Below are 12,247 nucleotides of genomic sequence, written 5' to 3'. Positions count from 1 at the left end.
ACAAAAAAATGCTCTTATAATTCGCAGCCCTGAACGGCGAAAGACGTTTTCAGAATGCGACACTAGCTCAGCTGGTAGAGCGCAACCTTGCCAAGGTTGAGGTCACGAGTTCGAACCTCGTGTGTCGCTCCAATTTGTAGATTAACGCGAAAGCGGTAATCGAAAGGTGAAAGACCTTTCCGTGATGCGACACTAGCTCAGCTGGTAGAGCGCAACCTTGCCAAGGTTGAGGTCACGAGTTCGAACCTCGTGTGTCGCTCCAATTTGTAGATTAACGTGAAAACGGTAATCGAAAGGTGAAAGACCTTTCCATGATGCGACACTAGCTCAGCTGGTAGAGCGCAACCTTGCCAAGGTTGAGGTCACGAGTTCGAACCTCGTGTGTCGCTCCAAATTAGAGACTCATCAACTTAATTGATGCATCCGGACGCGGGATGGAGCAGCTTGGTAGCTCGTCGGGCTCATAACCCGAAGGTCGTCGGTTCAAATCCGGCTCCCGCAACCACATTATAGTTAAACGCATTAGCGGTTAACTTATGCGACACTAGCTCAGCTGGTAGAGCGCAACCTTGCCAAGGTTGAGGTCACGAGTTCGAACCTCGTGTGTCGCTCCAAATTAGAGACTCATCAACTTAATTGATGCATCCGGACGCGGGATGGAGCAGCTTGGTAGCTCGTCGGGCTCATAACCCGAAGGTCGTCGGTTCAAATCCGGCTCCCGCAACCACATTATAGTTAAACGCATTAGCGGTTAACTTATGCGACACTAGCTCAGCTGGTAGAGCGCAACCTTGCCAAGGTTGAGGTCACGAGTTCGAACCTCGTGTGTCGCTCCAAATTAGAGACTCATCAACTTAATTGATGCATCCGGACGCGGGATGGAGCAGCTTGGTAGCTCGTCGGGCTCATAACCCGAAGGTCGTCGGTTCAAATCCGGCTCCCGCAACCACATTACAGTTAAACGCATTAGCGGTTAACTTATGCGACACTAGCTCAGCTGGTAGAGCGCAACCTTGCCAAGGTTGAGGTCACGAGTTCGAACCTCGTGTGTCGCTCCAAATTAAAGACTCATCAACTTAATTGATGCATCCGGACGCGGGATGGAGCAGCTTGGTAGCTCGTCGGGCTCATAACCCGAAGGTCGTCGGTTCAAATCCGGCTCCCGCAACCACATTACAGTTAAGCGCATTAGCGATTAACTTATGCGACACTAGCTCAGCTGGTAGAGCGCAACCTTGCCAAGGTTGAGGTCACGAGTTCGAACCTCGTGTGTCGCTCCAATTTGATAAGTTCCCATCTACTTTAAATGATGGCATCCGGACGCGGGATGGAGCAGCTTGGTAGCTCGTCGGGCTCATAACCCGAAGGTCGTCGGTTCAAATCCGGCTCCCGCAACCACATTATAGTTAAGCGCATTAGCGATTAACTTATGCGACACTAGCTCAGCTGGTAGAGCGCAACCTTGCCAAGGTTGAGGTCACGAGTTCGAACCTCGTGTGTCGCTCCAATTTGATAAGTTCCCATCTACTTTAAATGATGGCATCCGGACGCGGGATGGAGCAGCTTGGTAGCTCGTCGGGCTCATAACCCGAAGGTCGTCGGTTCAAATCCGGCTCCCGCAACCACATTACAGTTAAACGCATTAGCGGTTAACTTATGCGACACTAGCTCAGCTGGTAGAGCGCAACCTTGCCAAGGTTGAGGTCACGAGTTCGAACCTCGTGTGTCGCTCCAATTTCTTTCTAAGCTATCTGGCTTGGATATAGGCCTTGAGCCTAAGCTCTTTCTTTAATGCTGCGAAGCATAATCCCCCAAAAAAGCAAATAATCCTCCATCAATGGTGGATATTTTTTTGTCTTAAATTTTTCTTAGCAACTGGAATGCTAGTAATCATCAGGTCTCTGAAGTAGATACTTGAGGTTTTTCACATCTATAAACAGACTTATCCACAAATAGTTAGATGTGGATAACTTGGTTGATAAAGTTATTTCAGGCTTAATTCTTTGCATCTCTCAAAAAGATCTTTCTTGTTTTCAATATATTAGCTAAATCTTGATGTTTGTAACTTATTGTTTTTTATAAGTTTAGATGCGTATGCGGGATTTGGTGAAAGATCGTTAACTTGTTGTTTTTTGATCTTAATCATTTATCGGTACTGTGTTTAACTTTGTGTAGGTGTCGGAAGTTTGCGAGAGTTCTGAATTTTTTCCACATTGTCAAAATTGAGAACAAGGTCAAACATTGTTCTAAAATTATGTGCAACGAGTTGTCTTAAATGTTGGACTGTTAGTAATAGCTAGCCTGCCAAACATTGGCATATATAGGGCTAAGCATCTCTTGGTAGTCCTTTCTCAACAATGCGTATCAGCCGGTGCTTTTTAGTTGCGACTTTGCTGTTACCTTTTTGAACCTCAATAATGCTCGGCAATTGCTGTAATTGTTTTTCTAAAGCCCACTCGATATGAACATCTAACATGTCGTTATTACCTCGGTGAGACTCTAAGGTTTCAACAATACGTTGTTGGAATGGTGCATTACCCATAGCAACATAGATATTGCGTAACCATTGCGTATGGCCAATACGTCTAATCGCAGAGCCTTCCATTTTCTTTAAGAAGGTCGCTTCATCCCAGCTTGCGAGTAAAACGAGGTCGGCTTCTTTAAAATCTTCTCTACGGTGGAAGTCTTTTTGTTCAGTGATATCAGCGTGACGATTCCATGGGCAAACCAACTGGCAGTCATCGCAACCATAGATTCGGTTCCCAATTGCTTCTCTGAACTCTTCCGGGATTACACCATCGTATTCAATCGTTAGATATGAAATGCATTTTCGAGCATCGACCACACCATCAGCAATAATGGCACCGGTTGGGCAGGAGGTGATACATGCGGTGCATTTGCCACATTCGTCAACACTCGGCTCATCGACAGGAAGAGGGATGTTCACGAGTAGCTCTCCAAGGAAGAACCAAGAGCCTGCGTCTTTATCGAGAATGAGTGAGTGTTTACCTGTCCAGCCAAGCCCTGCCTTTTGAGCAAGTGGTCTTTCTAAAATAGGTGCAGAATCAACGAAAGGGCGAGAGTCTAAACCTTCGACCTCTTTTTCGATTCTTTGCCCTAGCTTTTTCAATTGGTTACGGAACAATTTGTGATAATCGCGGCCTAAAGAATAACGGCTGATGTAACCTTGAGTGGTATCACTGAGGTTTGAGGCAAACTGAGCTTCTGGTGGTAGGTAGTTCATTCGGGCGCTGATCACTCGAATGGTTCCTGGGTGAAGTTCATTAGGACGTGCGCGCATCATGCCATGACGGGCCATCCAATCCATTTCGCCGTGATGACCCGCATCTAGCCATGCTTGAAGAGGGGCTTCGTGTTCACTGAGATCAACATCGCAGATACCAACTTTTTGAAAGCCTAGCTCTTTTCCCCAAATTTTAATTTTTTCAGCAAGATGGTCTAGATTCATGGCTTCATTCTTATAGAGATAAGGATAACTAAAATTCGGTTCGGCAAAAATGGGGGCGGATCTTAACGGATCTTAGTTGTGTTGACCAGAACAGACGTGTTTTGAACAGTATTTTTCATAGAACTTACACTTGAGTGCTTGTCTCTCAAAAGCATCACGGTTTACTATTCTTGTTCTTTTGATTTTTATATAGTCAACGATCGATTTTTAGAGAACGTATTCATGAGCACTAAACAATTTACTTTGAAAGATGAACAAGCAACGATTCAACTAGGAACGGAGCTTTCTAATCTTTGCTCACAGCAGACAACGATTTATCTGCATGGTGATCTTGGCGCAGGTAAAACGACGTTTAGTCGCGGCTTTGTAAAAGCACTTGGTCATCAAGGAAATGTAAAGAGCCCAACGTATACTCTAGTTGAACCTTATCAACTTGCAGATTGGCAGGTGTATCACTTTGATCTTTACCGCCTAGCCGATCCTGAAGAACTCGAGTTTATGGGGATTCGTGATTACTTTACGCCTGACGCGATCTGTTTGGTTGAATGGCCAGAGAAAGGCCAAGGACTGCTACCAGAAGCGGACATGGATATTGATATTCGTTACCAAGACGATCACCGTATTGTTTCTTTAACCGCTAATAGTGAATACGGACAGCGCTTACTTAGTCAGTTGGAGTTATGTTGATTTCTAGACGCCTTTTTCCAACAGTATCCATGATGGCTGCTGTTTTCTCCTTACTATTTTCATCACTGGTTTCTGCGAATTCACTAAAAGGTTTGAGGGTTTGGCCTTCACCTGAAGAAACGCGTGTGGTTATCGATCTTAAATCTGAGGTCGATTTTAGCTATTTCACACTGAGTAGCCCAAGCCGCTTGGTTGTCGATTTAAAAAATACCGAATTGGCCACTAAGTTACCGGTGGTGGTGAAAGACAGTCCAGTACTTTCTAAAGTTCGTAAAAGCTCTCCTCCACAGAAAGGAACCTATCGATTAGTTTTCGAATTGAAGAAATCTTCTAAAGCTGAGCTCTTTAAGTTGAGCCCAACACCGGGCGGCCAATATGGGCACCGCTTGGTTATCGATCTGCCTCATGGTGCGGCGAGCAAGAGCAAACCTACTGCAAAACCAAGTAAGCCAACGGTAAGCAAAGACATCAATCAGGTTAAGCGTCAGAAAGATATTTTGATCGTGATTGATCCTGGCCATGGTGGTGAAGACCCAGGCTCGATCGGTCCAAGTCGTAAATATGAAAAAGATGCGACGCTGAGTATTTCTAAGAAATTAGCCGCTCAATTGAATGCGATCCCGGGTATCAAAACTCGTATGACTCGTAATGCTGACTACTTTGTAAACCTCAATCGACGTGTTGCTATCGCTCGTGAGAATGAAGCACACCTATTGATCTCTATTCACGCGGATGCCTTTACTACACCTCAACCACGAGGCGGCTCGGTGTTTGTACTGAATACTCGACGTGCGAATACAGAAATCTCCCGTTGGATTGAGAATAAAGAGAAACAATCAGAATTGTTGGGAGGCAGCGGCGCTGCTTTCACTAACAACATTGATGATAAGAACGTAAACCAAACCTTGTTGGACCTGCAGTTTAGCCACTCTCAGAAAGAGGGCTATAAACTGGCAACAGCGATTCTATCTGAAATGGGTAAAGTCGCTAAGCTACACAACAGTAAGCCGATTAATACGAGCTTGGCAGTATTGCGCTCACCGCAGATCCCATCGGTATTGGTAGAAACGGGCTTTATTTCAAACCCAACGGAAGAGAAGTTACTTTTCCAACGTTCGCACCAAGATAAACTTGCGCGTGCTGTGACTAAAGCCGTGGTGAAGTACTTGAAAGAGAACCCGCCTGAAGGGATTATCTTGTCTAATGCGACATCATCAACAGGCAGTGTTAGTCAGCACAAGGTGTCTCGTGGTGAGTCGTTATCGGTGATTGCGAGTAAGTACGGCACATCGACACAAGCATTGATGAAGTACAATAACCTGAAGTCAAGCAGCCTAGCGATTGGCCAAGTGCTGAAGATTCCAGGTAGCGCTTCAAGCTCCTCATCAAGTAGTGCGGTTAAGACCAAGACTATTACTCACACGGTTAAGTCTGGAGAATACCTAGGTAAGATAGCTAGCCGTTATAAAGTGTCTGTGGCTGATATTAAACGTGAGAACCGTCTAAAATCAGAAACAGTGAGAGTGGGTCAAAAGTTACGTATTACGGTTGAGGTTAAAGATGTTCCTCTGCGCAAGCATAAAGTCGCAAGAGGTGATTACTTAGGCAAGATTGCCGCGAAGTACGGTGTGAGTGTGAACAGTATTCGCCAAGCGAATAAGCTCCGCTCTGATGAACTGGCGATTGGACAAGTGCTGATTATTCCTCATAAATAATCGAGTTTAACTAACATAGAAGTGCCTTCTAAACATGGAAGGGCTTCTATGGATGGCAGTAAGGTAGCTATAAATATGACGATCAAAATACTGCCAGCTCGCTTAGCGAACCAAATCGCAGCGGGTGAAGTAGTAGAAAGGCCAGCCTCTGTTGTAAAAGAGCTGGTTGAGAACAGTTTGGATTCCGGTGCAACACGTATCGATATTGATATCGAGAAAGGTGGCGCCAAGATGATCCGTGTTCGTGATAACGGTAAGGGCATCGTTAAAGATGAGCTTGCTCTCGCACTAAGTCGCCATGCTACCTCTAAAATCCATACTCTTGATGACCTTGAGGCGATCGTCAGCCTAGGTTTCCGTGGTGAAGCGCTAGCGAGTATTAGCTCAGTCGCGCGCTTAACCATGACTTCACGCCCTGCTACTCAAGATCAAGCTTGGGCGGCGCACAGTGAAGGCCGAGATATGCAGGTAAAATTGCAGCCTGCCGCGCATCCAATTGGCACCTCGGTTGAAGTGCTGGATCTATTTTTCAATACCCCGGCACGCCGCAAATTCTTACGTACTGAAAAAACCGAATTCACTCATATTGATGAGCTGCTTAAGCGTATTGCATTAAGCAGCTTTGATGTAACGATCAACCTGCGTCATAACGGCAAGATGATTCGTCAGTACCGCGCTGCTAAGACAGAGGTTCAAGCTGAGAAACGCATTGCAGCGGTATGCGGTAATCCATTTGTTCGTCATATGCTTAAGATAGAACTTGAGCACCAAGGGTTGAAACTTCATGGCTGGATCACCACGCCAGAGGGGGCAAGACAGCAAAGCGACTTACAATACTGCTATGTGAATGGCCGTATGATGCGTGACAAACTGATCAATCACGCGATTCGCCAAAGCTACGAAACTAGCTTGCGTCCAGACCAATTTGCTACTTACGTACTCTTCATTGAATTGGACCCACATCAAGTCGATGTGAATGTTCACCCTGCTAAACATGAAGTGCGCTTCCATCAGGCTCGTCTGGTGCATGATTTTATTTATCAAGCACTGAGCGATGGCCTAGCACAAAGTAAGCAAATCGATGCGGCGCCTATCAATCAATCTGCTTTCCACCAATCAGAAGCCCCTAATTATCAGCAAGATAGTTCGATACCTGAAGCGGAAGAGACGACGAGTTTTAGTGCGCCAGAAAGTAATGTCCCAGCTCATTTGGAACAATCGCAGGTTTCTGAAAGAGTGCGACATGCGATTGAGCAGACTCCAGCCTATCCGAGAAAAGCAGAACCTGAGCAAGCTTATGATCAGCCTCAGCACAGCGTTAATGATGGTGGTCAGCACTATGGCTTAGCGTCTAACAGAGGCTCTTCAAGCAGTGGTTCTTCAAGTAATTTAGGTTCACCGGCTAACCATAACTCATCTGCTCGTGAAACCAGTTTTACCGGTTCGCCTCGTCAAGAGTGGATAGAATCACGACCGGCTCCGAAGAAAGAGAAAGAATCACATCAACACCACGCTGAGCCTGCACCTTCGAAGCGCGAGGTTAGTGCTTATAAAGAGCTGTTGAAAACGCCAGATTTTGAGCGTCAAACCGTCGAGCCATCAGATGCTCAACAGCCGGTGAAGCAAACAGCGCCAAGCGATACTGAGTTGTCTCAACAGAAGCTGTCTCAGTCGAAGCCAAGAACACCAGTCACTGAATTAGGTAAGGCGGTCTCGATTGTCGAGCGTCAGTACCTGATGATGGGCAATAAGAATGGTTGCGTGTTGGTCTCCTTGGCTAAAGCGGAATTATTGCGCGTTATTGGCCAGCTGGATACACGAAGCGGGGCATTAAAAAGCCAGCCATTACTGGTGCCTTTATCGCTTAAAATTGGTAGTGAATTGGTTGAGGTAGCGAAGACATTAAACCAACCACTGGCTCGTCTTGGTATTGAGCTTAAGGTTCGAAATAGCGAAGCCATTATGGTGATGGGGGTTCCTTCTCCATTAAGGCAGCAAAACTTACAAATTCTGATCCCAGATCTGTTATCGTACGCGGCTTCAATAAATGCCCAGAGTACAGTGAAGCAACCTGATGACCTGTTGCCAGGTTTAGTTAACTGGATCGGGATTCAAACCGCACAAGTAAAAAGCGACTACACTTTATCTGAAGCGGTTCAATTAGTTGGGGAACTTGAACAACTTTGGCATGGTCTACTTCCATTAGATGATCCTGAGTTTGTTAATCCTATCGACTTTTCGGCGACTATTGCGGCATTTATGGCTTAGTTTATTGATAAATTAAGCATATTTACGGCTTAGGCTGTGTATGATTTTATTTTTACGATGGACGCTTTTTTGAACGCAAATCCCTCGTGACAAAAGCCCTTTGCTATAAAGCGCTATAACTGAGAAACAAATACTAAATATCATGACTGAAAAATTACCTTTAGCGTTGTTTTTAATGGGCCCAACGGCATCAGGAAAAACAGATTTAGCTATCCGCCTACGTCAGAAATACCCAGTAGAGATCATCAGCGTCGATTCGGCACTTATCTACAAAGACATGGATATCGGCACCGCTAAACCGGATGCAGAAGAGCTTGCGCTCGCGCCTCACCGCTTGATTGATATTCTTGACCCAAGCGAAGCGTACTCTGCGGCAGATTTTCGTCGTGATGCATTGAAAGAGATGAACGAGATCGTTGCCCAAGGCAAGATCCCTCTTTTAGTGGGCGGCACTATGCTTTACTACAAAGCGTTGTTGGAAGGTTTATCGCCACTACCGGCTGCGGATCCTGAGATTCGTAAGCAGATTGAAGCGGAATCTATTGAGCAAGGTTGGCAAGCATTACACGATCAATTAAGAGAGATTGATCCCGTATCCGCTGAAAGAATACACCCAAATGATCCACAAAGGCTTTCAAGGGCATTGGAAGTTTATCGAATTTCGGGTAAAACATTAACAGAGCTAACTCAAACGAAAGGCGATAGCCTGCCATTTCGTGTAAAACAATTTGCAATAGCTCCCAAGGAAAGGAAAGAACTCCATCGCCGCATTGAGCTGCGTTTCGAGAAGATGATCGAAGCAGGCTTTGAAGAAGAAATGAAGGCGCTGTACGCCAGAGAAGATCTTCATCCTGAATTGCCATCGATTCGATGCGTTGGTTATAGGCAGATGTGGGATTATTTAGACGGTAATTGTGATTTAGACGAAGCGGTTTTCCGTGGTGTCTGTGCAACCCGTCAGTTGGCCAAGCGACAGATCACCTGGTTGCGCAGTTGGGATGATTTAACTTGGTTGGATAGCGAAAACATTGATCAAGCGTTAGAAACTCTTTCAGATGCAATAGCATCTGATTAGTATTGCTGTGTATAATGTGATCGCTTTTGCGTGAATATACTCTGGAAAGGATCCGTTATTGAGGCTTTTTAAAATCACAGCCTTTCAATAACAACGGAGTTTTTTTATTCATTTAGCTCAGATGCAAAGGCCGCACCTTTTTGTGCACCACTAGCTAAATAATTACAACAAAATACAAAATAAGGAAAATAAAATGGCTAAGGGGCAATCGCTACAAGACCCATTCCTAAATGCACTCCGCCGTGAGCGCATTCCAGTCTCAATCTACCTTGTAAACGGCATTAAGCTGCAAGGTCAGATCGAGTCTTTCGATCAATTCGTGATCTTGCTGAAGAACACTGTAAACCAAATGGTTTACAAGCATGCGATTTCTACTGTGGTTCCTGCTCGTGCAGTAAGTCACCACAGCGGCGAGCAACGTGCTCCATCTGATCGTGCTGAGAAGACAGAAGATTAATCGTTCAATTAACACAGCAAATGCTGTGATAAGGAGTTGGTTGCTTGTTTGACCGTTATGAATCCGGTGAGCGAGCCGTACTTGTTCATATCAACTTCACGCATGAGGGAGAATGGGAAGACCTAAGCGAATGCGAAATGCTGGTCTCCTCTGCGGGGGTAGAAACGCTACAAGTGATTACTGGTAGCCGCCAATCCCCACTCCCTAAATACTATGTCGGAGAAGGTAAAGCCCTAGAAATCGCACAAGCTGTTCAGCTGACCGGTGCTGAAATTGTGATTTTTAACCACTCCCTCTCTCCTGCCCAAGAGCGAAACCTCGAGCAATTGTGTAAATGTCGTGTGATTGATCGCACGGGTTTGATCTTAGATATCTTTGCACAACGTGCGCGAACTCATGAAGGTAAGCTACAAGTTGAGCTCGCTCAGCTTCGTCATATCTCTACCCGATTGATTCGTGGTTGGACTCACCTTGAAAGGCAGAAAGGTGGTATTGGTCTTCGTGGTCCAGGTGAAACTCAACTGGAAACCGATCGACGTTTGTTGCGTGACCGTATAAAGGCAATATTACGTCGTTTAGCTAAGGTAGCTAAGCAACGTGAACAAGGGCGACGTGCTCGTAATCGAGCTGAGATCCCAACCGTTTCTTTAGTTGGTTATACCAACGCGGGGAAATCAACGCTTTTCAATCGAATCACTAGTGCCGGTGTTTATGCGGCAGACCAACTGTTTGCAACGCTAGACCCAACACTACGTAAGATTGATTTGCCAGATGTCGGGCCTGCGATTCTCGCAGATACCGTAGGTTTTATCCGTCATCTACCACACGACTTGGTCGCTGCGTTCAAGGCTACGTTACAAGAGACGCAGGAAGCTGACATTTTGTTACATGTTGTTGATGCCAGTGATGACCGCTTTCGTGAGAACATTCAGGCTGTTCATGATGTATTAGAAGAAATCGATGCTCATGAAGTGCCAACCCTTGTAGTCATGAACAAGATTGACTGCATGGAAGACCAAAAACCTCGCATTGATAGAGACGAAGAGGGCGCACCACGCGCTGTTTGGGTTTCTGCAATGGAAGGTGAAGGTATCGAACTGCTGTTTGAAGCTTTAACTGAGCGTTTAGCGAGTCAAATGGTTCAATACCGACTGTGTATTCCGCATCAACATCAAGGCCGAATTCGTAGTTTATTTTTCCAGCTGAAATGTATTCAACAGGAAGAGTATGATGAAAATGGTAACTTGTTGATAGATATCCGAATGCAACAGATAGATTGGTCTAAACTTGAAAAAAGAGAAGGGGCGCTCTTGGGTGACTTTATCGTTACCTCAGAGACTGCTACAGTATAACGTCATATCAAATGATGGAGCTTTCTAATGGCGTGGAATGAGCCTGGAAATAACAACGGCGATAACGGCCGCGATAATGACCCTTGGGGTAATAAAAATAATCGCGGTGGCCGAGATCAAGGACCGCCAGACCTAGACGAAGTGTTTAACAAGCTGAGTCAAAAGTTGGGTGGCAAGTTTGGTAAAAAAGGTGGTAACGGAAACGGACCATCTATTGGTGGTGGCGGTGCAATTGGCTTTGGTGTCATTGCCGTTATTGCTATTGCTATCTGGTTCTTCGCAGGTTTCTACACCGTTGGCGAAGCAGAAAGAGCAGTTGTACTTCGATTAGGTCAATTCGACCGTATTGAAGAACCTGGTCTTAACTGGCATCCACGTTTCATCGATCAAATCAGTGATGAGCAACTAGTAAACGTTCAAGCGATTCGTTCTCTACGTGCTTCTGGCACCATGCTAACGAAAGACGAAAACGTAGTTACGGTTGAAATGGGTGTTCAGTACCGTGTTTCTGACCCGTACAAATACTTGTATCGTGTAACGAATGCGGACGACAGCTTACGTCAGGCGACGGATTCTGCGCTTCGTGCAGTAATCGGTGACTCACTGATGGACAGCATCCTAACAAGTGGTCGTCAACAGATCCGTCAAAGCACTCAAGAAACGCTTAACCGCATTATCGATAGCTACGATATGGGTATTCTTATTGTTGACGTGAACTTCCAGTCAGCACGTCCACCTGAGCAAGTTAAAGATGCATTTGATGATGCTATCGCGGCTCGTGAGGATGAAGAGCGTTTTGAACGTGAAGCTGAAGCTTACCGAAATGACATTCTTCCAAAAGCAACAGGTCGTGCTGAGCGTTTGAAGAAAGAAGCGGTTGGTTACTCAGAGCGCACAGTTAATGGTGCTCTAGGTCAAGTAGCTCAGTTCGAGAAACTGCTACCTGAATACCAAGCAGCTCCAGAAGTAACACGTAACCGTATGTACCTAGATACAATGGAAAAAGTGTACTCAAGCACATCTAAAGTCCTGATTGACTCTGAATCAAGCGGTAATTTGTTGTACCTACCAATTGATAAGCTAGGTGCTCAAGGTGGTTCTCAGACGGGCACTCGCTCAACAAAGGCACCATCGACTTACGATCAGATTGAACTAGAAACTCAACCTGAACCAGCGTCGAGCTCTCAGTCTCGTTCAGATAGCTCACGTCAAGGGAGATACTAA

8 protein-coding genes and 15 tRNA genes are annotated in these 12,247 nt (G+C 45.5%); 22 read left to right on the top strand and 1 reads right to left on the bottom strand.

Going from position 1 to position 12,247, the window contains the following annotated elements; all coding sequences use genetic code 11:
- Nucleotides 1-56 precede the first annotated feature (56 nt).
- The 15 genes from L0991_12135 to L0991_12065 all read left to right on the top strand — a co-directional run bounded on the left by L0991_12135 (nucleotide 57) and on the right by L0991_12065 (nucleotide 1,734).
- Nucleotides 57-132, top strand: a tRNA-Gly gene (locus L0991_12135).
- A gap of 54 nt (nucleotides 133-186) precedes the next feature.
- Nucleotides 187-262: transfer RNA gene (locus L0991_12130), tRNA-Gly, on the top strand.
- A gap of 54 nt (nucleotides 263-316) precedes the next feature.
- Nucleotides 317-392 (top strand) — tRNA-Gly (locus L0991_12125).
- Nucleotides 393-428: 36 nt separating this feature from the next.
- Nucleotides 429-505, top strand: a tRNA-Met gene (locus L0991_12120).
- A 33-nt stretch (nucleotides 506-538) separates the two neighbouring features.
- A tRNA-Gly gene (locus L0991_12115) sits at nucleotides 539-614 on the top strand.
- Between the two features lie 36 nt (nucleotides 615-650).
- Nucleotides 651-727 (top strand) — tRNA-Met (locus L0991_12110).
- A gap of 33 nt (nucleotides 728-760) precedes the next feature.
- Nucleotides 761-836: transfer RNA gene (locus L0991_12105), tRNA-Gly, on the top strand.
- Between the two features lie 36 nt (nucleotides 837-872).
- Nucleotides 873-949 (top strand) — tRNA-Met (locus L0991_12100).
- Between the two features lie 33 nt (nucleotides 950-982).
- A tRNA-Gly gene (locus L0991_12095) sits at nucleotides 983-1,058 on the top strand.
- Nucleotides 1,059-1,094: 36 nt separating this feature from the next.
- Nucleotides 1,095-1,171, top strand: a tRNA-Met gene (locus L0991_12090).
- A 33-nt stretch (nucleotides 1,172-1,204) separates the two neighbouring features.
- Nucleotides 1,205-1,280: transfer RNA gene (locus tag L0991_12085), tRNA-Gly, on the top strand.
- A 41-nt stretch (nucleotides 1,281-1,321) separates the two neighbouring features.
- Nucleotides 1,322-1,398 (top strand) — tRNA-Met (locus L0991_12080).
- 33 nt (nucleotides 1,399-1,431) lie between these two features.
- Nucleotides 1,432-1,507 (top strand) — tRNA-Gly (locus L0991_12075).
- Nucleotides 1,508-1,548: 41 nt separating this feature from the next.
- Nucleotides 1,549-1,625, top strand: a tRNA-Met gene (locus L0991_12070).
- A gap of 33 nt (nucleotides 1,626-1,658) precedes the next feature.
- Nucleotides 1,659-1,734: transfer RNA gene (locus L0991_12065), tRNA-Gly, on the top strand.
- 592 nt (nucleotides 1,735-2,326) lie between these two features.
- Here L0991_12065 and queG read toward each other — a convergent pair.
- Entirely contained in the window at nucleotides 2,327-3,469 is a 1,143-nt protein-coding gene (gene queG / locus L0991_12060) for a tRNA epoxyqueuosine(34) reductase QueG (protein ID XGB62122.1), read from the bottom strand.
- A gap of 222 nt (nucleotides 3,470-3,691) precedes the next feature.
- On the opposite strand from queG, the gene tsaE reads away from it, so the two are divergent.
- The 7 genes from tsaE to hflK all read left to right on the top strand — a co-directional run bounded on the left by tsaE (nucleotide 3,692) and on the right by hflK (nucleotide 12,247).
- Complete coding sequence (gene tsaE / locus L0991_12055) at nucleotides 3,692-4,156, top strand: tRNA (adenosine(37)-N6)-threonylcarbamoyltransferase complex ATPase subunit type 1 TsaE (GenBank protein XGB62121.1); 465 nt, start codon at nucleotides 3,692-3,694, stop codon at nucleotides 4,154-4,156.
- Entirely contained in the window at nucleotides 4,150-5,871 is a 1,722-nt protein-coding gene (locus L0991_12050) for an N-acetylmuramoyl-L-alanine amidase (GenBank protein ID XGB62120.1), read from the top strand. Before tsaE ends, L0991_12050 begins: the two co-directional genes overlap by 7 nt.
- Before the next feature lie 75 nt (nucleotides 5,872-5,946).
- The gene (gene mutL / locus L0991_12045; GenBank protein XGB62119.1) at nucleotides 5,947-8,139 is read left to right on the top strand and encodes a DNA mismatch repair endonuclease MutL; all 2,193 of its coding nucleotides are present in this window, start codon (nucleotides 5,947-5,949) and stop codon (nucleotides 8,137-8,139) included.
- A gap of 142 nt (nucleotides 8,140-8,281) precedes the next feature.
- On the top strand, nucleotides 8,282-9,214 hold the full coding sequence (miaA, locus tag L0991_12040) for a tRNA (adenosine(37)-N6)-dimethylallyltransferase MiaA (GenBank protein XGB62118.1): 933 nt from the start codon (nucleotides 8,282-8,284) through the stop codon (nucleotides 9,212-9,214).
- 193 nt (nucleotides 9,215-9,407) lie between these two features.
- A complete protein-coding gene (gene hfq, locus L0991_12035; GenBank protein ID XGB62117.1) occupies nucleotides 9,408-9,671 on the top strand; it encodes an RNA chaperone Hfq in 264 nt (87 codons plus the stop codon).
- Nucleotides 9,672-9,715: 44 nt separating this feature from the next.
- Nucleotides 9,716-11,023 (top strand): GTPase HflX, encoded by a 1,308-nt coding sequence (hflX, locus tag L0991_12030; GenBank protein ID XGB62116.1) that lies wholly within the window; start codon nucleotides 9,716-9,718, stop codon nucleotides 11,021-11,023.
- Nucleotides 11,024-11,050: 27 nt separating this feature from the next.
- Nucleotides 11,051-12,247 carry an FtsH protease activity modulator HflK gene (gene hflK, locus L0991_12025; protein XGB62115.1) on the top strand — a complete coding sequence of 399 codons (1,197 nt, stop codon included), beginning with the start codon at nucleotides 11,051-11,053 and terminating at the stop codon, nucleotides 12,245-12,247.

It is taken from the genome of Vibrio chagasii, from assembly GCA_041879415.1.
GTDB lineage: Bacteria > Pseudomonadota > Gammaproteobacteria > Enterobacterales > Vibrionaceae > Vibrio.
The sequence above is the reverse complement of the archived record's forward strand: the minus strand, read 5'-3'. Positions and strand labels throughout refer to the sequence as shown.

Bases quoted from the DNA above. Each gene is read 5' to 3' on its own strand.
- tsaE (XGB62121.1), top strand. From the start codon at position 3,692: ATGAGCACTAAACAATTTACTTTGAAAGATGAACAAGCAACGATTCAA.
- mutL (XGB62119.1), top strand. From the start codon at position 5,947: ATGACGATCAAAATACTGCCAGCTCGCTTAGCGAACCAAATCGCAGCG.
- L0991_12050 (XGB62120.1), top strand. From the start codon at position 4,150: ATGTTGATTTCTAGACGCCTTTTTCCAACAGTATCCATGATGGCTGCT.
- hflK (XGB62115.1), top strand. From the start codon at position 11,051: ATGGCGTGGAATGAGCCTGGAAATAACAACGGCGATAACGGCCGCGAT.
- queG (XGB62122.1), bottom strand. From the start codon at position 3,469: ATGAATCTAGACCATCTTGCTGAAAAAATTAAAATTTGGGGAAAAGAG.
- miaA (XGB62118.1), top strand. From the start codon at position 8,282: ATGACTGAAAAATTACCTTTAGCGTTGTTTTTAATGGGCCCAACGGCA.
- hfq (XGB62117.1), top strand. From the start codon at position 9,408: ATGGCTAAGGGGCAATCGCTACAAGACCCATTCCTAAATGCACTCCGC.